General features: G+C 74.5%; 16 protein-coding genes. 7 read left to right on the forward strand and 9 right to left on the reverse strand.

All coding sequences use genetic code 11. From position 1 onward, the window contains the following. Positions 1-29: 29 nt before the first annotated feature. Both ACN28C_RS22490 and ACN28C_RS22495 read right to left on the reverse strand, forming a co-directional pair. A complete protein-coding gene (locus ACN28C_RS22490) occupies positions 30-6917 on the reverse strand; it encodes an SDR family oxidoreductase (protein ID WP_422769508.1) in 6888 nt (2295 codons plus the stop codon). 260 nt (positions 6918-7177) lie between these two features. Next, positions 7178-7648: a dCMP deaminase gene (locus ACN28C_RS22495; RefSeq protein ID WP_422769509.1), complete on the reverse strand. Its 471-nt coding sequence runs from the start codon at positions 7646-7648 to the stop codon at positions 7178-7180. Positions 7649-7901: 253 nt separating this feature from the next. Between ACN28C_RS22495 and ACN28C_RS22500 the strand changes: the two genes are divergently transcribed. The 5 genes from ACN28C_RS22500 (at position 7902) to ACN28C_RS22520 (ending at position 10439) form a co-directional block, all read left to right on the forward strand. Beyond that, positions 7902-8153: a hypothetical protein gene (locus tag ACN28C_RS22500; protein WP_422769510.1), complete on the forward strand. Its 252-nt coding sequence runs from the start codon at positions 7902-7904 to the stop codon at positions 8151-8153. Then, complete coding sequence (locus tag ACN28C_RS22505; protein WP_421492913.1) at positions 8150-8467, forward strand: type II toxin-antitoxin system PemK/MazF family toxin; 318 nt, start codon at positions 8150-8152, stop codon at positions 8465-8467. The genes ACN28C_RS22500 and ACN28C_RS22505 overlap by 4 nt, the downstream gene beginning before the upstream one ends. Before the next feature lie 58 nt (positions 8468-8525). After that, the gene (locus ACN28C_RS22510; RefSeq protein ID WP_422769511.1) at positions 8526-8819 is read left to right on the forward strand and encodes a hypothetical protein; all 294 of its coding nucleotides are present in this window, start codon (positions 8526-8528) and stop codon (positions 8817-8819) included. A gap of 54 nt (positions 8820-8873) precedes the next feature. Then, the gene (locus ACN28C_RS22515; RefSeq protein ID WP_421492909.1) at positions 8874-9299 is read left to right on the forward strand and encodes an Hsp20/alpha crystallin family protein; all 426 of its coding nucleotides are present in this window, start codon (positions 8874-8876) and stop codon (positions 9297-9299) included. A gap of 147 nt (positions 9300-9446) precedes the next feature. Further along, positions 9447-10439, forward strand: a complete 993-nt coding sequence (locus ACN28C_RS22520; protein ID WP_422769512.1) for a tyrosine-type recombinase/integrase — start codon at positions 9447-9449, stop codon at positions 10437-10439. Between the two features lie 25 nt (positions 10440-10464). Here the strand turns inward: ACN28C_RS22520 and ACN28C_RS22525 are convergent, their stop codons facing one another. Continuing rightward, entirely contained in the window at positions 10465-12174 is a 1710-nt protein-coding gene (locus ACN28C_RS22525; RefSeq protein ID WP_422769513.1) for an acyl-CoA dehydrogenase family protein, read from the reverse strand. A 165-nt stretch (positions 12175-12339) separates the two neighbouring features. On the opposite strand from ACN28C_RS22525, the gene ACN28C_RS22530 reads away from it, so the two are divergent. Next, on the forward strand, positions 12340-12798 hold the full coding sequence (locus tag ACN28C_RS22530) for a hypothetical protein (RefSeq protein WP_422769514.1): 459 nt from the start codon (positions 12340-12342) through the stop codon (positions 12796-12798). A 39-nt stretch (positions 12799-12837) separates the two neighbouring features. On the opposite strand, the gene ACN28C_RS22535 is transcribed toward ACN28C_RS22530, so the two are convergent. From ACN28C_RS22535 to ACN28C_RS22555, 5 genes are all read right to left on the reverse strand, one after another. Beyond that, positions 12838-13512 (reverse strand): thymidine kinase, encoded by a 675-nt coding sequence (locus ACN28C_RS22535; protein WP_422774772.1) that lies wholly within the window; start codon positions 13510-13512, stop codon positions 12838-12840. 251 nt (positions 13513-13763) lie between these two features. Continuing rightward, entirely contained in the window at positions 13764-14147 is a 384-nt protein-coding gene (locus ACN28C_RS22540) for a hypothetical protein (RefSeq protein ID WP_422769515.1), read from the reverse strand. Positions 14148-14217: 70 nt separating this feature from the next. After that, positions 14218-14439 carry a hypothetical protein gene (locus ACN28C_RS22545; protein ID WP_422769516.1) on the reverse strand — a complete coding sequence of 74 codons (222 nt, stop codon included), beginning with the start codon at positions 14437-14439 and terminating at the stop codon, positions 14218-14220. Between the two features lie 33 nt (positions 14440-14472). Next, complete coding sequence (locus ACN28C_RS22550; RefSeq protein ID WP_422769517.1) at positions 14473-15849, reverse strand: MFS transporter; 1377 nt, start codon at positions 15847-15849, stop codon at positions 14473-14475. Between the two features lie 43 nt (positions 15850-15892). Further along, on the reverse strand, positions 15893-16666 hold the full coding sequence (locus tag ACN28C_RS22555) for a glycerophosphodiester phosphodiesterase (RefSeq protein ID WP_422769518.1): 774 nt from the start codon (positions 16664-16666) through the stop codon (positions 15893-15895). Positions 16667-16762: 96 nt separating this feature from the next. Between ACN28C_RS22555 and ACN28C_RS22560 the strand changes: the two genes are divergently transcribed. After that, complete coding sequence (locus ACN28C_RS22560) at positions 16763-18088, forward strand: Hsp70 family protein (RefSeq protein ID WP_422769519.1); 1326 nt, start codon at positions 16763-16765, stop codon at positions 18086-18088. Between the two features lie 63 nt (positions 18089-18151). On the opposite strand, the gene gndA is transcribed toward ACN28C_RS22560, so the two are convergent. After that, positions 18152-19615: an NADP-dependent phosphogluconate dehydrogenase gene (gene gndA, locus ACN28C_RS22565; protein ID WP_422769520.1), complete on the reverse strand. Its 1464-nt coding sequence runs from the start codon at positions 19613-19615 to the stop codon at positions 18152-18154. Between the last annotated feature and the right edge of the window lie 106 nt (positions 19616-19721).

A 19721-nucleotide genomic window follows, 5' to 3' on the forward strand; every position in this document is an offset into this window, starting at 1 on the left:
TCCGTCAGCGTCGCCTCGGTCACCAGAGCTCACCAGCCGGATGCCGTGTAGACGACCGAGGTGGTCGCCGGGTCGCCCCAGGCCAGCTCCCGCAGCAGGCAGAGCGCGCCCTCCTCGGGATCGATGAGCTTGATGCCGCGCCGGGCGTACTCCTTGCCGAGCTCGGCGGTGACCATCCCGCCGTGCCCGGCACCGGGCGCCCAGGGTCCCCAGTGGAGGGTCAGGCACCGGTTGCCGGTCTCCGTCGCCCAGCGCGCCCCGAGGGTGTCGAGCGCGTCGTTGGCGGCGGCGTAGTCGCCCTGACCCCGGTTGCCGTACGCCGCCGCGATGCTGCCGAAGAGCGCGACGAACCGCGGGGCGGGGGAGAGGCCGCCGAGAGCGCCGAGCACCGCCCGCGCGCCGTCGACCTTGGTGCCGAAGACCCGGGCGAACGACTCCGGGGTCTTGTCGGCGATCAGCTTGTCCTCGATGACACCGGCGGCATAGACGAGCCCGTCGATCCGGCCACGTTCGGCGTGCACCCGGGCGAGCAGGCGGCTCACCGCCGCCCCGTCGCGTACGTCCAGTGCGTGGTACCGCACGTCGCTGCCGAGTTCACGCAGCTCGCGCAGGGTCGCCTCGACCTCGCGGCCGGCCAGGACGGCCCGCGCGGCCCGCTCGATCTCGGCCGGGGAGCCGACCCCCCGGCGGGCCAGTGCGGCGCGCAGCTCGGCACCGTCCAGACCCGCCAGCTCCGGACTTTCCGCCTCGACCGGCAGCGGGGTGCGGCCGACCAGCTCGATTCGGCAGCCGGTGGCGGCGGCGAGCGCGCGACCGCACCACGGGGTGATCCCCCGGGCGCCGCCAACCATGACCAGGACCGAGTCCCGGTCGAGCCCGATCGCCCGTGCCTCCGCCACGCCGTCGCCGGCCGGTCCCGCGCCACCGACCGCCAGCGTGCCGAGCGCCTCCGGCGCCAGGTCGTAGGCGTACCGCCGGCCGTCCGCCCGGACGACGACCGGCGCGTCCCCGCCGCTGCACAGCTCGTCCACGATCGCGCTCGCCAGCCCGGCACCGGCGGGTTCGCCGTCGGACGCCGCGCCCTCGGTCAGCACGAGCCGCACCGTGCGGTCCGGGTACTCTCGGGCGGCCGTGCGGAAGAAGCCGCGCAGGCCGTCGCCGGCCGCCATCCCGGCGACCACCACGTCATCCGCTACTGCGTCGGCGGCAGCGGTCCCGTCGGCGGCAGCGGCGCCGACCGCTGTGTCGACGGCCGCGAGGAGCCAGCGGGCACCACCGGCGAGGGCGCTCTTGACGAGCGGAAACGCCCCCGGGAGCGCCGCTGCCTCGCCGAGCAGGATCAGGCCGTCGGCGGCGGCAGACGCCTCGTCGCTGGCCTCCCGCACCGTGGCACCGTGCCCGTCGAGCAGCTCGGCCATCCGCCGTACCGCCGTCGGGTCGCCGACCACGGCGAACGTCGCACCGGCGAGCGGGGCCGTCGGTCGGGCCGGGGCGTCGTCGAGCGGGACCAGCGTGCTGAGCATGCGCTCGGGCGCGACCCCGGTGGACTCGGATGGCGGGCCGGTCGAGTCCGGCCCCGCCGATAACGCCGCGACGCCCGCACCGCCGACCCCGTCCACCTTCGCGGTGAGCCAGGCGACCATGGCCCGTACCGTGCGTGCCCGGACCAGGTCCTCCAGTTCGGCCTCGTCGCCGTCGGCGGAGAGCCCGAGCCGGGACGCGACCTCGCCGGCCACCTCGGCGCGCTTGATGGAGTCGACGCTCAGGTCGGCCTCCAGGTCGAGGTCGAGGTCGATCAGGTCGACCGGGTAGCCGGTCCGCTCGCTGATCACCGCCAGCACGGATCCCTGGAAATCGATCCCGGCAGCCGCCACCGCCGGCAGCGACGCCGGTGCGGGCGCGGCGGCCGCCGCCGCGAGCGGCGCGACCGGTACGGGTGGTGCGGACGGCTCCTCCGCCACGGTCGTGACCGCCATGGAGATCGCGGGCGGCGCCGGAGCCGGGGCGGGCTGCCAGGTGAGCTGCCCGGCACCGAAGTACGCGAGCAGGACGTCGCGCTGGGACGCGATCATCTCGCGGCTGGTCCGCAGGAACTCGCTGAGCAGCTCGTCCCGGCTGTCCCGGCCGCCGTTGAATGCATCGACTCTGTCGGACCCGTTCACCGGCAACTCCTTGATGCGTCGAGGGGGTGCCATGCCACCGCGCAGGCTCGCCCCGTTGCTGTCCCGGACCAGCTGGCCGTCGACCGTCCACGTCGGCCGCCCGACCGGCTCGGCGATCGTGCCGGCCGCCGCGTCGCGGCCGTGGAAGAGCCAGCCGGGCCGCACCGGCACCCCGGCGCAGGCCAGCTCGGCGATGGCGGTGAGGAAGGCGCGCAGCCCCTCACCGGGGCCCTGCCGGCCGGGCTCGCGCGGCGCACCGTCGCAGGCCACCGCGAGATGCGGGCGCTCACCGAGCACCGCGCGGACGAGCCTGGTCAGCACCGTGCCCGGACCCGCCTCCACGAAGACCCGCGCGCCGTCGGCGTACATGGCCTCGATCTGGTCGACAAAGCGGACCGGTGCCCCGATCTGGGCCGCCAGCCCGGCGCGGACCGCTGCGGCGTCCGGCGCGTACGGTGTGGCTGTCCGGTTGGCCCAGACCGGGATCCCGGGCGCGCCCACCGGCTGGCCGGCGAGTACGGCGGCGAAGCGCTCCCCGCCAGCGGCCACGACCGGGCTGTGGAACGCGCAGGCGACCGGGATCGCCCGGGCGGCCAGCCCGGCCGCCTTCAGCGTGGCGGTCGCCGCCCGCACCGCCGGAGTGGGACCGGAGATCACCACCTGCGCCGGCCCGTTGTGGTTGGCCAGGACCACCTCACCGGCGAGCCCTGCGCCGGCGAGCACCTCCGCCACCTGGGCCGGTGTGGCGCCGACGGCGGCCATCGTGCCCGGGTCGTCGCCGGCGGCGGCGAGGATCGCGGCGGCCCGCTCCCGGCTGAGCGTGAGCAGGGTCGCCGGGTCGAACGCCCCGGCTACGGCGAGCGCTACCAGCTCGCCGTAGCTGTGCCCGCCGGCCATGTCCGGCCGGATGCCGAGCCGGCCGAGCAGGTGGTCGACCGCGAGGCCACCGATGCCCAGCACCGGCTGGGCGACCCGGGTGTCGCGTACCCGGTCGTCCTGCGCGCGGGCCACCTCCGGGTCGAAGGCGGAGGGCGGGAAGAGCGTGCCGACCCACTGGTCTCCGAGGTGGAGATAGCGGCGCAGCTCGGGGAAGGCCACGAAGAGTTCGGCGAGCGCGCCCGGCCGCTGGCTGCCCTGCCCGGGGAAGAGGAACGCCACCTTGCCGTCCGTCGGCGCGTCCGGCTGCACCAGCCCGTCGGCGGGCGCGTGCTCGCCGGCCAGGGCCCGGCGCAGCAGCCGGAGCAGCTCGTCGACATCCCGGGCGACGACCGCGACCTGCACCGGCCCGCTGCGCCGGTCCGACTCCAGGGCGAGCGCCGCAGCCAGGTCACGCAGCCGCCGGGACCGGCCCTCGGCCTGCTGGACGAGCCGCTCGACCGCGCGGTGCGCCGCGCTCCGGTCGGCACCGCGGAAGCAGAAGAGCTCGACCGGCCACTCGTCGCGGGCGTGCCGCGGCTCCGGCACACCCGGATGGGCGGCCAGCACCACGTGGTAGTTCGTGCCGCCGAAGCCGAACGCGCTCACCCCGGCGTACCGCCGGGTGTGCGCGGTGAGCCAGGGCCGGGGCTCGGTGTGGAAGACGAAGGGGCTGCGCTCGGGATCCCACGCCGGGTTGGGGCGGCTCAGGTTGCTGGTCGGCGGCTTGACTCCGGTCTGCAGCGCCAGCACCGCCTTGATGACGCCGGCCAGTCCGGCGGCGCACTTGGTGTGCCCGATCTGCGACTTCACCGAGCCCAGCACGCAGCTGCCGGGGTCGGCCCCGGCCTCGGTGAACTTCGTGGTGAGGGTCTCCAGCTCGGTGCGGTCGCCCACCACCGTGCCGGTGCCGTGCGCCTCCACCAGCTCCACGTCCCGGGGCGAGACGCCGCTGCGCTGGTACGCCCGGTCCAGCGCCCGGCGCTGCCCGGCGGGGCGCGGCGCGGTCAGGCCGAGCGCGCGCCCGTCGCTGGAGGCGCCGATGCCCTTGACGACCGCGTAGATCCGGTCGCCGTCGCGCTCGGCGTCGGCGAGCCGCTTGAGTACGAGGCAGGCGACACCCTCGCCGAGCGCGATCCCGTCGCCGGTGCTGTCGAAGGTGCGGCAGCGCCCGGTCGGCGACAGCGCGTGCGCCGAGGTGAACATCAGATAGTCGTTGATGCCGTTGTGCAGGTCGGCACCGCCACAGATCATCAGGTCGCTGCCACCCGCGACCAGCTCCTTGCAGGCGGCGTCGAGGGCTGCCAGCGACGAGGCGCAGGCGGCGTCGACGGTGAAGTTGGGCCCACCGAGATCGAGCCGGTTGGCGACCCGGCCGGCGATGACGTTCGCGAGGATGCCGGGGAACGAGTCCTCGGTGACCCTCGGCAGTTGCTCCTCCAGCCCGGCCGGCACCTCGCCGACGTACCCGGGCAGCATCGTCCGCAGCGTCTGCGCGTTCGCCATGTCGCTGCCCGCCTCGGCGCCGAATATCACCCCGGTGCGTGAGTGGTCGGCACCCGGCGCGTCGTACGGGTAACCGGCGTCGACCAGCGCCCGGTGCGACAGCTCCAGGGCGAGCAGTTGGGTCGGGTCGATGCTGGCCAGTGCCGCGGGCGGGATGCCGTACCGGATCGCGTCGAAGGGCACCGGGTCGAGGAAGCCGCCCCACTTGGAGACGCTGATCCGGCCGGCCTGTCCCGGGCCGACCTCCGGCGCGTAGTAGTGGTCGACGTCCCACCGGTCGGCCGGCACCTCGCTGATCGCGTCCCGGCCGTCGAGGATGGTCCGCCAGAACGAGGCCAGGTCCGGTGAGCCGGGGAAGACGCAGGACATGCCGACGATGGCGACGTCCAGCGGCGACGGCGCCTCGACGGCCGGACCTGCCGGTGCCAGCTCGTCGCGCAGGGACGCCACCCTGGCCTCGTGGAACTCCGCAGCCGCCGTTGTCACGCCGTGGTGCAGGTCGGCGACGGTGGTCCGGTCCGAGCGGAGCACCGCCACCTGGCCGGCCATGAAGAGGCCCTCGGTCTGCTGCACCGCCTCGTCCACGGCCACGATCCGGTCGCCCTCGCGCCGCAGCCCCTTGCTGGCGATGCGGAGACGGCCGACGTTGAGCACCTCCAGCTGCTCCCAGATCTGCCGGCTCTCCACGCCCGCCGTCTCCAGGTCGGTGCGCAGCTGGTGGAAGTCGTCGACGAACGGGCTGGGCAGGCAGCGGGTCGCGTGCCCGGGGGCGGTCTCCAGCAGCGCGGTGTGGGTGGCGTCCAGCGCCGCGCGCTGGAACAGCGGCCGTACCGCGCCGTGCTCGACCGCCTCCCGGGTGAACAGGTAGGCGGTGCCCATCAGCACGCCGACCTGCACCCCGCGCCGGGTCAGCGGCGCGGCCAGCGCGGCGACCATCGCGGCCGACCGCGCGTCGTGGATGCCTCCGGCGAAGAAGACCTGCACCTCGGCGGCGGCCTCGGCCGGCTGCTCGTCGAGGAACTCCGCCAGGACCGCCGACTGCGCCTCCCAGAGGGGGAAGCTGGTACGCGGCCCGACGTGCCCGCCGCACTCGGCGCCCTCGAAGACGAACCGGCGCGTGCCGGCCCGCAGGAACTGCCTGAGGAGGACGGGCGACGGCACGTGCAGGAACGCGGCGATGCCTTCGGCCTCCAGGGCCTTGGCCTGGGCCGGTCGACCGCCGGCGATGATGACGCAGTGCGGCCGTACCTCGCGGATCACCTCGACCTGGGCGGCGCGCAGCTCCTCCGGGGCGAAGCCGAGCACGCCCACGCCCCACGGCGTGTCGCCCAGCGCCTGGTTCGCCTCGGTGAGCATCCGGCGGGACTGCGCGGCGTCGGCCAGGGCCAGCGCGACGAACGGCAGGGCGCCGTCCGCCGCGACCGCCGCCGCGAATGCCGCCTCGTCGCTGACCCGGGTCATCGGCCCCTGAGCCACCGGGATCCGGAGGCCGAGCGCCCGCGCCAGCGGCGCGTCCGGCGCCAGCGTGCGAGCGGCGGCCTCGTCGTCCAGCACCGCAAGGATCGCCGCGCGGACCCCGCGTACCGCGGCGCGGGTGTCCCGCCACCGTTGCGCGAACGCGGTGGCGAGCCAGCCGTCGGGACCTATCGGTAGCAGGGCGTCGTCGACTCTCAGGCCACGCTGCTGGCCGTCGAGGACCGTTTCCGAGCCGTCCATCCGGCGTACCGCCGCGAGTACCTCGTCGGGTAGCTCGGACTCGGGCATCAGGGCGAGTTGGCTGTCCAGCACCACGCCGGCCGCGCCGCCGAGCACGCACGCCGCCGCGCTCTGCGGACCGATGCCGCCGGCGACCCAGACCGGCAGGTCCAGCGCCTCGTCGGCGAGCAACTGCTGGGTCAGCACGAAGGCGCTCAGCTCGCTGACCCGCCCGCCCGACTCCGCGCCACGGGCGATCAGGCCGTGCGCTCCAGCGACGGCGGCAGCGCGTGCCTCGGCGTGGCTGGTCACCTCGACGAGTACCCGGAACCGTCCGGCGGTCTCGGCCACCGCCCACGGGCTGTCCACCGGGAGCACGACAAGGTCGACCCGGCCGGCGCCGGCATGCTCTGTGTCGGACGGCATGGCCGTGCAGCCGGCGGGGACGCGGATCCCCACCGGCCCGGTCGCCGCCGCCGCGGAGATGGCCGCCAGTGCGCGGTCGCCGCCGCCGGCCAGATCGAGTACTCCCCGGCCGCCGCCGGCGCGGGCCGCGGTGACGAGGTGCGGACTAGGTTCGGTGCCACCGCTGGGAGTGAGAGCGATGACAAGATCGAACGGAACCCGGGCAGCAGGCATCGGAACCTCGTGGGTAGTGGGGGCTCTGACGTGCGGTCCAAGAGATGTCCAGATCGGACTTACGTGAGTCGATTTCACGTCCAGTGGCACGCTAAGTTCGTGGTGTTACCCGCCAGTTAAGTGCTCTTTTTCAACCGAAGAACATAAGTGGGGCGAAGAATGCTGCAGTGGACGTTTCCGCAGTTCACCGCCGAATACCTCCGCGCGCTATGACCCACCCGGGATGTCGCCGCGAGGTGTGGGCCCACCGCCGCCACGGCTCAGCTACGGCAGCGGCTCAGGAGGTGAGCGTTGATCTCGATCACGAGGTCCCCCAGGTCGCCGATCTCGACGACGTCGACCCCGCCCTGCCGGAGGGTCGCCACCCCGTCGCAGTCGGCGAAGAGCAGCGGCTCGCGCAGGGCCAGCACCACCCGCGCGACCCCGGCCGCGAGCAGCAGGCCGGTGCACGGATCCGGCCGCGACCTGCGGGCGGTGCAGGGTTCCATCGACGTGTAGAGGGTGGCCCCGACCAGATCCAGATCCTCCCGGGCGGCGAGCTTCGCCAGCGCGGCCTCCTCCGCGTGGTAGGAGGGGTCGGTCTCGCCCGTGTAGCCGGTCGCCAGCGGCACACCGTGCCGGTCCACCACGACCGCTCCGACGGCGTAGTGGCTCGGCGAGGGTGGTGAGAGCCGGGACAGTTCGATGGCCGCCCTGAGCCAGCGCCGATCCTCACCGGTCCCGTCGCGCACGGACGGATCTGCCGGGCAGGCGGCCGGTGTGGCAACCCGGAGCGGGGACGACGGCACACCCCGACCGTACTCCCGGCGGACAGGCTCACGGACCCGGCCGGCCCGGCAGTTCCGCCGGGGGGCGCAGCCGGTCGCGCCGACCCCACCGGCCGGCCCCGACCCCTCGAGCCCCGCTGGACGGGTGACCGGTGCGGCGTTGCGAGCCGGCGCTGCGGATACCTCTGTCCATACCACCGGGCGTACCATCGCGGTTATGGCCGACAAGGTGACCCTCAGCCTGAAGCCGGACACGCTCGCCCGGGCCCGGGCCGCGGCGAAGCAGGACGGTCTCTCCCTCTCCGCCTGGATCGACCGGGCGGCCCGCAAGGAGGCCCTCCGCGCGGCGGCGCACCAGCACGAGGCGTGGCTCGCCGCCAACCCGGAGGTCCGGGACGAGCTCGACGCCTTCGACCGCTATGCCGACCAGGTCGACGCGGACTGGTCGGACCTGGCCGGCGCCGCGTGAACCGGGGCGAGATCTGGACCGTCGGCGACCCCGCCCAGCAGGCCCGGCACCGGGTCGTCGTGCTCTCCGGCGACGCGCACAACGATCGGCCCTCCGCCTCCCCGTACTGCGCGCCGATCGTCCGGCAACGCGGCAGCACCGAACTGCCGCCGTTCGTGGTGCCGCTGGCCGAGACCGATCCGGTGACCGGGGTCGTGGTGGTCAACCGGCTGCGCCGGGTGCCGGCGGCGGTCGCGGTGGAGCGGGTCGGGATGGCGACCGGGGCGAGCATGGCCCGGATCGGCGCCGCCCTGGCGGACCTCTTCGAGCTCTGACAGTCGGCCGGGGCCCCGGTGCCGGTCGGGCTGCCGGCGCGGGACGTGGTGTCAGGGGGTGGACGGCCGCTCTGCGGCGATCATGACCCGGCGCAGCGTCGGCGAGGGTGCGCTCGTCGGCGGTGAGTGCGCCGAGCAGCCGGTATTCCTCGTGACCGAGGACGTCCATCGCGCCGAGCCAGGCGGCACGGCCCTGCTCGGTCAACTCGATGCGCGGGCGCTCTACGCCCGACAGGGCTACCGGGAGGTCCCCGCCTACTCGGTGGACCCGTACGCCGAGCACTGGTTCGAGAAACGCCTCGGCGGACTTGACGGCGGAGCCGGACAGGAGGTAATAAGGAGGAGGAGTTGAGTCACCCAGACTCAACTTGAGCCTTCGGCCCAGGAGAACCGAGGAGGATCGACGATGTTGATGCGCACCGACCCGTTCCGTGAGATCGACCGGATCGCCGAGCAGTTCTTCGGCACCACCAGCCGGCCGGCGGTCATGCACCTGGACGCCTACCGGGACGGCGACTACTTCTACGCCGCCTTCGACCTGCCCGGCGTCGACCCGGACAGCATCGAGTGCACCGTGGAGCGCAACGTGCTCACCGTGCGCGCCGAGCGCCGCCGCCCCACCGGTGACCAGATCGAACTCGTCGCCGCCGAGCGGCCGATGGGAGTCTTCACCCGGCAGCTGTTCCTCGGCGACACCCTCGACACCGACAAGCTCGAAGCCGGCTACGAGGCCGGGGTGCTGACCCTGCGCATCCCGGTGGCCGAGCGGGCCAAGCCGCGCCGGGTCGAGGTGACCGTCTCCGGCGGCGGCCCTCGCCAGATCAGGTCCTGACCCCCTCGACGACCCGCCGTCACACCACGCCGTACCGGGGCGCCAGCGCGCCCCGGTACTTTCGTCGCTCAGCCGACGTTTCATCGCGTGGCCGACGCCGGGCGCGTCATCACGATCTGGGGCGCCCGATCTGAGAGCCTTTTTCGCGTGTCCCGATCCATCCTGGTGCGCCGGGCGGCGACCCGGCCGGTGCCGCCGCACACCCCGGCCGACTTCACCGAGGCATGGCTGCGTAACCGCCGGCTCTCCGAGCACACCCGGGCCGCGTACCGGCGGGATGTCGCCGGCTGGCTGGCCTGGTGCGCCGACGGGGAGATCGACCCGCTCGACGCCACGTTTCTGCACGTCAACACGTACGCCCGGGACCTGGAGGCCAGCGTCGACCGACGCAGCGGCCGCCCACTGACCCCGGCCACGGTGGCCCGGAAGCTCTCCGCGCTGTCGAGCTGGTACACCTTTCTCGGCCGGCTCGGGGCGGTGCCCGCCAACCCGGTCTCCGGGGCGGACCGGCCCCGGGTCGACCGCGACCACTCCGCCACCGTCGGCCTCACCCCCGACGAGGTCGACGCGCTGCTCGTGGCCGCCGAGGCGGACACCGGGCCGAACGCGCTGCGCAACCGGGTCGTGCTGGTGCTCCTGGCCGACCTGGGGCTGCGGGTCGGCGAACTCGTCTCGCTGGACCTGACCGACCTCGGCAACGAGCGGGGGCATCGCAGCCTGCGCTTCGTCGGCAAGGGCGGCCGGGCCCGCCGCCGGGCACTGACCCCCGGTTCGGCGTACGCGGTGGACGCCTACCTCGCCGCGCGGGCGACCGCGGCGGGACGACCGGTGGCGCAGTTGACCGGCGCGCTGCTGGTGACCGCCACCGGCAACCGGCTCGACCGGCACGCGGTCTTCCGGCTGGTGCGGCGGCTGGCCAGGGTGGCCGGTATCCCGGCCTGGGAACGACTCTCCCCGCACTCGTTGCGGCACGCCTTCGCCACCTCGGCCCGCGCCGAGGGAGTGCCGCTGGAGGACGTGCAGGACGCGATGGGGCACGCCGACCCGCGTACCACCCGGCGCTACGACCGGGACCGGCACAACCTGGACCGGGACCCGGCGTACGCCATCTGGGCGGCCCGGACCCGTCGGCGCGGCTGACTGCCGCGGTTCTTCGCGGCGCCGGTCAGCAGAGCACGTCCAGCTCGTGATGGGCATCCGCCGCGATGTCGGCGCCGCGCAGCCAGCGTCGCGCCCAGAGCCGGGCGGCCACCTCCGCCGTCTCGTCGCCGCCGCCGGCCGCCTGCTCGACCAGCAGGGCGGTGGCCAGCGCGTACGCCATCCGCAGTGCCAGCCCGCGCGCCCCGGCCAGGACCGCGTCCGACTCCGGTCCGGCGGCCACCTCGGCGAGCGAGTCCCGCAGCTGCGCCGTCGCGGCGCCGAGCGCGTCGGCCAGCGCCGGGTGCAGGCGCCGGGCGGTGTCGGTGGCCGCGTCGAGCCGGTCCAGCAGCGGCGCGGCGGCGTCCTCCCGCAGCACGGCCCGGAGCACGTCCAGGGCCAGCACGTTCGTGGTGCCCTCCCAGATCGGCAGCACCTGGGCGTCGCGCAGCAGCCGGGGCACGCCGGTGTCCTCGACGTACCCGGCGCCGCCGAACGCCTCGACGTACTCGCTGGCCGACGAGACCGCCAGCCGCCCGGTGGCGAGCTTGGCCAGCGGCGCCACGATCCGCAGCTCGGCGGCGGCGACCGGATCCGCCCCGATCTCGACCCGGCCGAGCAGCGCGAAGGCGTGCCCGGCGAGCACGAACGCGCCGGCCGCGTCCACCGCCAGGGTGCCGAGGATGGCCCGGTGCAGGGGTGCGGCGATCAGCCGTCCGCCGGCCACCTGCCGGGCGTCGGCGTACACCCGCGCGTACCCGAGCCCCCGGCGCATGCCGGCGGCGGCCGCCGCCGCGTTGTGCAACCGGGTCACCACGACCAGGGTCATCGCCCGGCTCAGCCCCGGCCCGGCCGGGTCGCCCAGCGGCCAGCCGTACGCGTCGTGCAGCCCGATCTCGGCGGTCGGCAGCGCCCGGGTGCCGAGCTTGTCCTTGAGCCGGCGCACGGTGACCCCGGGAGCCGGAGCCGCCGGATCGGCGCCCGGCGCGGCCAGCGGCGAGTCGGCGGCGTAGCGGGGGACGAGGAACGGCACCAGGACCCGGCTGCCCGGCCCGGCGCCCTCCGGGCGGGCCAGCGCGACCGCCAGCTCCGCGTCGGCGGCCGAGCAGAACCACTTCTCCCCGGTGAGCCGCCACGCCCCGTCGCCGGCCGGTCGTGCGGTGGTGGTCGAGCGGGCCAGGTCGGAGCCGCCCTGCGACTCCGTCATCCACTGCCCGCTGTTGACCACCTCCGCCGGATCGGTGGCGGTGAGCCGGGGCAGCCAGGCGTCCCGGACCGCCGGGTCGACCTCGGGGCGGGCGAGCAGCGCTGCGGCGCCGTCGCTCATCGCCACCGGGCAGGAGAAGGTGGCCGACTCCGGACCGTAGAGGTGCAGCAGGGCGTGCTGGACGACCCGGGCCGCCGCCCCCCAGGTGCCGCGGGCCTGCGGCAGGTAGGGGAGCGCGACCACGGCGTGCCGGGCCGCCGCCGCCCGCTGGGCCCGCCATCCGGCGGAGGTCTCGATCCGGTCGATCCTGGCTCCCCACGGCCCGTACCGGACCAGGGCCGGCGGATGCGCCTCGGCGTCGGCGTGTGCGGCCCGCAGCGGCCCGGTGACGTCCGTGGCGAGCGCGGCCAGCCGCTCCGCCGCCGCGCGGTGCCCGTCCCGGCCGAGCTGGCGGTCCAGCCACGAGCGCAGCAGCCGGTCGCCGAAGTACGGGTCGGCGGGTACGGGCGCCGCCTGGACGTAGCGCTGCATGCTCTGGTCCTCGAGGGGTCGGGGCCGGCCGGTGGGTCGGCGGAGCTGACGGGGATGATCCCGACGGTAGACGACGCCTGGCGACGTGTCGTCCACGGGCGGCGCCGGACGGCCGGAACCCCCGTTCGGCGCCGCCGGTCACCGCCGGTTATCTACCGTCGGTGCATGGGGTACGAGCTGCCCAGCCGGCGCACCGGGCGGCCACCGCGCCGGTTCCGTGGCGTGCTGTCGCTGGTCGCGGCCGGCCTCTTCGTCTGCTGCGTCGGCGCGGCCGGGCTCGGTGCCTGGAACTACCAGCACGTCCGGCAGTCCTCCGGCGCGGCCCGGGAGGCGGCGGAGGCGTTTCTACGCGACGTGACCAACGGCGACCCGGCCGGCGCCTACGATCGGCTCTGTGTCGACACCCGCGAGCGGTGGAGCCGGGAGGAGTTCGAGCGGCGGTTGGCCGTGCCGCCGACGATCAGCCGGTACGCCGTCGACGACGTCGAGGTCGCCAGCGACCAGGGGCAGCTCCGGGGCACCGTCACCGCGACGCTGACCCGCCGCTCCGGGGCGACGGACCGCCGGGAGATGCCGATGGTCAGGGACGGCGACCAGTGGCGGGTCTGCGGCGACCCGTTCTGACCCGCCCGGCGCCGTCGGCGACCTGATCGCCCGACGTCGTCAGCGGTTGTCGCCCAGGTCGCCGGAGCGGAAGTGGCGCCGGCAGAGCACCTGGTAGCGCACCTCGGCCGCCTCGACGGTGTCCCCGATGACCACCTGCTCACCCTCCCTGGCGACCGCACCGCCGACCACCCGGGCGTTCAACTGCCCCGGCCGTCCGCACCAGCAGAGCACCTCGACCTGGATCCGGCACACCTCGTCGGCGAGTTCGAACAGCCGCTGGGCGGCCGGGAAGAGGCACGACCTGAAGTCGCTGGCCAGACCGAACGCGAAGACGTCCACGTCGTAGCAGTCGACCAGTTCGGCCATCTGCTCCACGTGCCGGACGGTGTAGAAGCAGGCCTCGTCACAGATCAGATAGTCGAGCCGGTCGCCGTCGGCCCAGCGGGACCGGACGAGTGCACAGAGGTCGAGGTCGTCGGTGACCTCGACCGCCTCGTGCGCCAGGCCGATCCGGGTGGTGATCTGCGGGCCGAGCGACCGGTCGATCCGGGTGGTCACCAGCCCGCGCCGCCCCTGCCGGGCGTGGTTGTAGTTCATCTGCAGCGCCATCGTCGACTTGCCACAGTCCATCGGTCCCCAGAAGAACTTGAGGGCCGCACCGTGTCGGAGCCGCCCGTCGCCGGCGGCGAAACACGCCTGGGCGAGGGCGGACTCGTCTCCGGTGGACAGGATTCGGCTGCTGCGGCTCTCGTCGGTCACGGTGGGGGAGCCTAGGCCACCGGGCACGAGCATGGAGATCCTGCTCAGAACCTCCGCGCGCCGTGACACCAGCCTTACCAATCGTCAACTCGACGAGCACCGGAGTGCCACGTCGGGTGATCAACCATCCGTGCCCGAAGTCATCCGCAGTGCGGCAGCAGTCTGGTGCAGCCGGTCGCGGAAACGGCCGGGGTCGAGCCGCCGTGCCGTTGAGGGTTGGCTTCTCAGCTCGCCGGGCCGCCGTCCCGGCCGGGCGCCGGCAGCCGGCCCGTCGCCCGCGCCTGCTCGTCGGTCGAGAGGGCCGGCACGAGATGCCGGTCGACGAGGTCGCGCAGTTCGGCGGCGAGGGTCCGGTCGTCGCCGGTCAACTCCCGCAGCCGCAGCCGCCAGGTGTCGGCCAGGGTGCGCTCCAGGGCCGGGTCGTCGGCCTGGCGGGCGGCGAGCACCTCGGCGCGTACCTCGGCCAGCTCGGTCGCCACGTCGTCCGCCTCCGCCGGCCGGACCCGCCGCCAGAACGCGACAAGCTCGGCCCGGGCCGCCGGCCAGCCCTGCCCGGCCATCGCACCGACCAGCGCCGTGCCGGCCACCGCCTCGATCGGCTCCGCCATCCCACACGCCCCCTGCCCAGATGTTCGGCCTCCGGCCCACCCTAGACAGTCAACCGGAGCTGCGGGGAGGTCACGGCTCGCTTCGGTCATCGAGCCAGTGCCGGCCGACCGTCCAGCCCAGCAGGCGGCGGCCCGGTCCACCGGCACCGTCCGGCCCGAGATCACCGCCGGCGACGACGTGGTCCAGACCGGCCAGCACGGGGCGGAGCCGGTCCCGGACGTGCGTCGGGGTGGTCTCCAGATCACGTCGGAAGACGTCGACGACCGCGGCGGGATCGTCGACGTCCGGCATGGAGAGGTGGAAGACGAGCTGCCGCCAGGCGTATCAGAGCCGTTCCGGCAGGGTGTTCCCGGCGGCGACGACCGCCCGGCGCATCGGCACGGCGGCCAGCAGCACGAAGCCGATCACGAAGAACGCCAGCAGCGAGATGATCGCCACCCGGTAGCTCTCGGTCATCCCGTACGCGAGGCCGAAGAGCAGCGGCCCGAGCCAGCTCGTACCCTTGTCGGAGATCTCGTAGAGGCCGAAGTACTCGGCCTCCTTCCCCTTCGGGATCAGCTGGCTGAACAGCGACCGGCTCAGTGCCTGGCTGCCGCCGAGCACGATGCCGATCCCGCCGCCGAGCAGCACGAACGGCAGCGCCTGGTTGGCCGGCAGCCGGAACGCGATCGCCAGCACGACGGTCCAGAGGACCAGGCTGATCAGCACCGTCTTCCAGGCGCCGATCCGCTTCGCCAGCGCACCCATGCCGAGCGCCCCGGCGAAGGCGAGGAACTGCACCATCAGGATCGTCGGCACCAGCACGTCGTCGGAGAGGTTCAGCTCCTCGGTGCCGTAGACCGCCGACAGCGAGATCACCGTCTGGATGCCGTCGTTGTAGACGAGGTAGGCGACGAGGAAGAAGAGCGTCAACGGGTACGCCTTGAGGCTGCGCAGCGTGTGCCAGAGCTGCCGGAAGCCGTCGAGCAGCAGCGGCCCCTGCGCCGGGCCGGCGACCGGTGGCCGGTTGCGCAGCCGCACCAGCGGGATGGTGGTGAACGCCGCCCACCACACGCCGGCCGAGACGAGGCTGTAGCGGGCGACGTCGCCGGTGTCCAGCCCGAGCGAGTCCTTGAAGAGCACCGCCGCGACGTTTATCGCCAGCAGCGAGCCGCCGCCGACGTAGCCGATCGCCCAGCCGATGCTGGAGACGCTGTCCCGCTGGTCCGGGCCGGCGATCTGCGGCAGGAAGGAGTGGTAGACGACGATGCTGGCCCCGTAGGAGATGTTGGCGACCAGGAAGAGGCCGGCGCCGAGCAGGTAGCGGTCGCCGGTGAGGAAGAGCATCCCGACGGTGGCCGCCGAGCCGATGTAGGCGTAGAGCGCCAGCATCTCCTTCTTCCGCGCCGACCGGTCGGCGACGGCGCCGACCAACGGCAGCACGAAGACGGTAAGGAAGACCGAGAGCGACACCATGTACGGGAAGAGCGAGCCGGGTGCGATGTCGAGGCCGAGCAGGCTGATCCGCTGCCCCCGGCACGGGTCGTCGGAGGCGCAGCCGGCGGCGGCCTTCGCGATCGATGTCAGGTACGGGCCGAGGAAGACCGTGATGACGGTGGTCGGGAAGGCCGAGTTCGCCCAGTCGTAGAAGTACCAGCCGACCCGCTCCTGCCGGGTACTGGGTGGCGCCTCCGGCGCCGTCGCGGGGATGGTCTCGGCCATGGCGGTCCTTCGGTCGGGGTCGGGCGGGCTGGTTCCGGCCGACCTACCGATCGGACGGCCAGTGGCCGCGGCTCTGGTACGCCTCGCGCAGCACGTCGACGTGATCGGTCATGATGCCATCCACCCCGAGGTCAAGTAACTCGTTCATCTCGGTGACATCGTCGATGGTCCAGACGTGCACCTGCAGACCGAGCCGGTGCACGTAGTCGACGAACCGCCGGTCGACCACCCGGACCCCCCGGTAGCGGACCGGCACCTGGGCGGCGACCACCGACGGCGGCAGCACCAGCCGGCGGTTGGCCAGGGACGCCAGCCGCAGCCGGGCCACCCCGCGCAGCCCGAGCGAGGTGGCGATCCGCGGGCCGGCCATGAGCCGCAGCCGGGCCAGCCGGGCGTCGCTGAACGAGGCGAGCAGCACCCGGTCGCCGGCGCCGGCCCGGTCGACGGTCCGGACGGTCGCGGCGACCGCGCCGTCGGCCTTCACGTCGACGTTGAACCGCACCTGCGGCCAGGCGCCGAGCACCTCGTCGAGCCGGGGTACCGCCGCCGCGCCGCCGACCCGGATCGTCTGCAGGTCCGCCCAGCGCAGCCCGGCGATCCGGCCAGGTTCGCCGGTCATCCGGTGCAGCGTCGCGTCGTGGAAGATCACCGGTATCGCGTCGGCGGTGGCGTGCACGTCGGTCTCGACGTACCGGTAGCCGAGCCGGACCGCCCGGGCGAACGCCTCGGCGGTGTTCTCGTCACCGCGGGCGGCGCCGCCCCGGTGCGCGAACGCCAGCGGGGTCGGGGCGTCGAGGTAGGCGAAGTCCCGGATCACGCCGCGAGTATGCCCGCCCCGGTTGACCTTCCGGTGACCGGTGGGCGGCGCCTTGCCGTCGGACGGGAACTCCCCGCCGACAGTAGGGTGCTGGCCATGCGGCTGCTCGCCATCGACTTCGGCACCTCGCACACCGTGGCCGTGGCGCGCGGCGCCGACGGCCGGGCCCGGCCGCTGCTCTTCGACGGCACGCCGCTGCTGCCGTCGGCGGTCTTCCTCGCTCCGGACGGCGTACCGCTGGTGGGCCGGGACGCGCAGCGGGCCGCCCGGGTCGATCCGGCCCGGTTCGAGCCGCATCCGAAGCGGCGCGTCGACGACGGGACCGTGCTGCTCGGCGACCGGGAGCTGCCGGTGACCGAGCTGGTCGGCGCGGTGCTGCGACGGGTCGCGGCCGAGGCGGAGCGGCAGCTCGGCGGGGTGGACGAGCTGCGGCTGACCCATCCGGCGCGGTGGGGTGAGCGCCGCCGGGCGGTGCTGGTCGCCGCCGCCCGTGCCGCCGGGCTGCCGGTACCCTCGCTGGTCGCCGAGCCGGTCGCGGCGGCAGCGTACTATCCGGCGCTGCTCGGCGCGGCCCTGCCGCCCGGCCGGGCGCTGGCCGTCTACGACCTCGGCGGCGGCACCTTCGACGCCGCCGTGGTACGCCGCACCGCCGCCGGCTTCGACGTGCTGGCCGAGTCGGGCCTGACCGACCTCGGCGGACTCGACTTCGACCAGGCCCTGGTCGACCACCTCGGCCAGGGCTACGCCCCGGGCCGGACCGGAGCCTGGCAGGCTCTGCTGAGCCCGGCCGGGCCGGGGCAGCGCCGGGCGCGGGAACTCCTCTACGACGACGTCCGGGCGGCCAAGGAGCTGCTCTCCCGGGCCGCCAGCGCCGAGCTGCACCTGCCGGGGCTGGAGCTGCGGGCACACCTGACCCGGGAGGAGTTGGAGGAGCTGATCCGCCGGCCGCTGCTGCAGACGGTCAGCTGCCTGGCCGCGACGATCGCCGCCGCCCGGCTGGACCCGACCGACCTGGCCGGGATCTTCCTGGTCGGCGGCTCCAGCCGGATCCCGCTGGCCGCCCGGCTGATCCACACCGAACTCGGTGTCGCCCCGACCGCGCTGGAACAGCCGGAGACGGTGGTCGCCGAGGGAGCCCTCCGGCTCGACGGCCGCCCGGCCGGCAGCGGTGGCGGCCTCCGTGACGCTGCTGGTGTCGCCCGGCCCGGCCCGGCTCCGGCCACCGCCGCCCGGTCGTCGGCGTCGTCGGGGCCGGCGGCGGCCACATCCGGCCGAGGTGTCCCGGTGCCGACCGGGGCCGCCGCTCCGGCCGGCCGCTTCTGGACCGGCACGGCCGGGCTGGTCTGGACCGGGACGCTGGCCCTGCTGGTACTCGTCGCGCTCGCCGTCCTGGTCGCGGTCGTCAGCGCCGGACCCGACTGACCGGCCGGGCCTGGCACCGGGAGCCGGGCCAGGCCGGATATGCCGCTCCGGCAGCGGCGCCGGTCAGGCCGGTGACTCGGTACGGTCGCCCGCCCACCGGGTGTGGAAGCTGCCCTCGGCGTCCACCCGCTGGTAGGTGTGCGCGCCGAAGTTGTCCCGCAGCCCCTGGATCAGTGCGGCCGGCAGCCGGTCGCGGCGCAGCCCGTCGAAATAGGCCAGCGACGAGGCGAAGGCGGGGGCCGGCACCCCGGACTGCGCGGCGTAGCCGACGACCCGGCGCCAGCTCGCGACGCTGTCGGCGACACCCCGCACGAAGTACGGCGCGACCAGCAGCGTCGGCAGCTGCTGGTCGGCGTCGTACGCCTCGCGGATGCGGTTGAGGAACCGGGCCCGGATGATGCAGCCGCCGCGCCAGATGGTGGCCAGCGCCGCCGGGTCGATGTCCCAGCCGTACTCCTGGCTGCCGGCCCGGATCTGGTCGAAGCCCTGCGCGTAGGCAACGATCTTGGAGGCGTAGAGCGCCTTGCGGACGTCCTCCACGAAGGCGTCCCGGTCCACGTCACCGGTCGGCGCCGCACCGCCCGCGCCCGCGTACGCCCGCGCCGCGGCGGCCCGCTGGTCGGCGTGCCCGGAGAGCGACCGGGCGAACGTCGCCTCGGCGATCCCGGTGATCGGCACGCCCAGGTCGAGGGCGCTCTGCACCGTCCACCGGCCGGTGCCCTTCTGCTCGGCCCGGTCCTGGACGATGTCGACGAACGCCTTGCCGGTGCCGGCGTCGACGTGCCCGAGTACGTCCGCGGTGATCTCGATCAGGAACGACTCCAGATCGCCCTCGTTCCAGCCGGCGAAGATCTTGCCGATCTCGGCCGGCGTGGCGCCGAGCCGCTCCCTGAGCAGGTCGTACGCCTCGGCGATGAGCTGCATGTCGGCGTACTCGATGCCGTTGTGCACCATCTTGACGAAGTGCCCGGCGCCGTCCGGCCCGATGTGTGCGCAGCACGCCACCCCGTCGACCTGCGCGGCGATCGACTCGAAGATCGGCCCGAGCTTCCGGTACGCCTCGACCGAGCCGCCGGGCATGATGCTCGGCCCGAGCAGCGCACCCTCCTCACCGCCGGAGACACCGGTGCCGACGAAGTGCAGCCCGTGCTCGCGCAGTGCCTCCTCCCGGCGCCGGGTGTCGACGAAGTGCGCGTTGCCGCAGTCGATGACGATGTCGTCGGGTTCGAGCAGCGGCACCAGCTCGTCGATGACGTCGTCGGTCGGCTTACCCGCCTTGACCATGACGATCACCGCACGCGGGCGCTCCAGCGAGGCGACGAAGTCGGCCAGCGACTCGCTCGGCACGAACGTCCCCTCGTCACCGTGCTCGGCGACCAGACTCCGGGTCCGCTCCGGCGACCGGTTGTGCACCGCCACCCGATGACCGTGCCGGGCCAGGTTACGGGCCAGGTTGCGGCCCATCACCGCCAGCCCGGTCACGCCGATCTGCGCCGTGGCGCCGGTGGGGTCGGTCTGCTCCGCCATCTGCTGCTTCCTCTCGTCGGGCCGGAGGTGGGCCGGTTGCCAGTGTTCGCGCTCCGGTACCGGAGGAACGCCTCGGAACCCCGCAGCAGGGCAGGGCGGACGGCCC

It is taken from the genome of Plantactinospora sp. WMMC1484 (assembly GCF_049315195.1).
Taxonomy (GTDB): Bacteria; Actinomycetota; Actinomycetes; order Mycobacteriales; family Micromonosporaceae; genus Plantactinospora.

Excerpts from the sequence above, each read along its gene's own strand:
- ACN28C_RS22490 (WP_422769508.1), bottom strand. The coding sequence starts at position 6,917 with ATGCCTGCTGCCCGGGTTCCGTTCGATCTTGTCATCGCTCTCACTCCC.
- ACN28C_RS22500 (WP_422769510.1), top strand. The coding sequence starts at position 7,902 with ATGGCCGACAAGGTGACCCTCAGCCTGAAGCCGGACACGCTCGCCCGG.
- ACN28C_RS22515 (WP_421492909.1), top strand. The coding sequence starts at position 8,874 with ATGTTGATGCGCACCGACCCGTTCCGTGAGATCGACCGGATCGCCGAG.
- ACN28C_RS22525 (WP_422769513.1), bottom strand. The coding sequence starts at position 12,174 with ATGCAGCGCTACGTCCAGGCGGCGCCCGTACCCGCCGACCCGTACTTC.
- ACN28C_RS22530 (WP_422769514.1), top strand. The coding sequence starts at position 12,340 with ATGGGGTACGAGCTGCCCAGCCGGCGCACCGGGCGGCCACCGCGCCGG.
- ACN28C_RS22540 (WP_422769515.1), bottom strand. The coding sequence starts at position 14,147 with ATGGCGGAGCCGATCGAGGCGGTGGCCGGCACGGCGCTGGTCGGTGCG.
- ACN28C_RS22545 (WP_422769516.1), bottom strand. The coding sequence starts at position 14,439 with ATGCCGGACGTCGACGATCCCGCCGCGGTCGTCGACGTCTTCCGACGT.
- ACN28C_RS22550 (WP_422769517.1), bottom strand. The coding sequence starts at position 15,849 with ATGGCCGAGACCATCCCCGCGACGGCGCCGGAGGCGCCACCCAGTACC.
- ACN28C_RS22560 (WP_422769519.1), top strand. The coding sequence starts at position 16,763 with ATGCGGCTGCTCGCCATCGACTTCGGCACCTCGCACACCGTGGCCGTG.
- gndA (WP_422769520.1), bottom strand. The coding sequence starts at position 19,615 with ATGGCGGAGCAGACCGACCCCACCGGCGCCACGGCGCAGATCGGCGTG.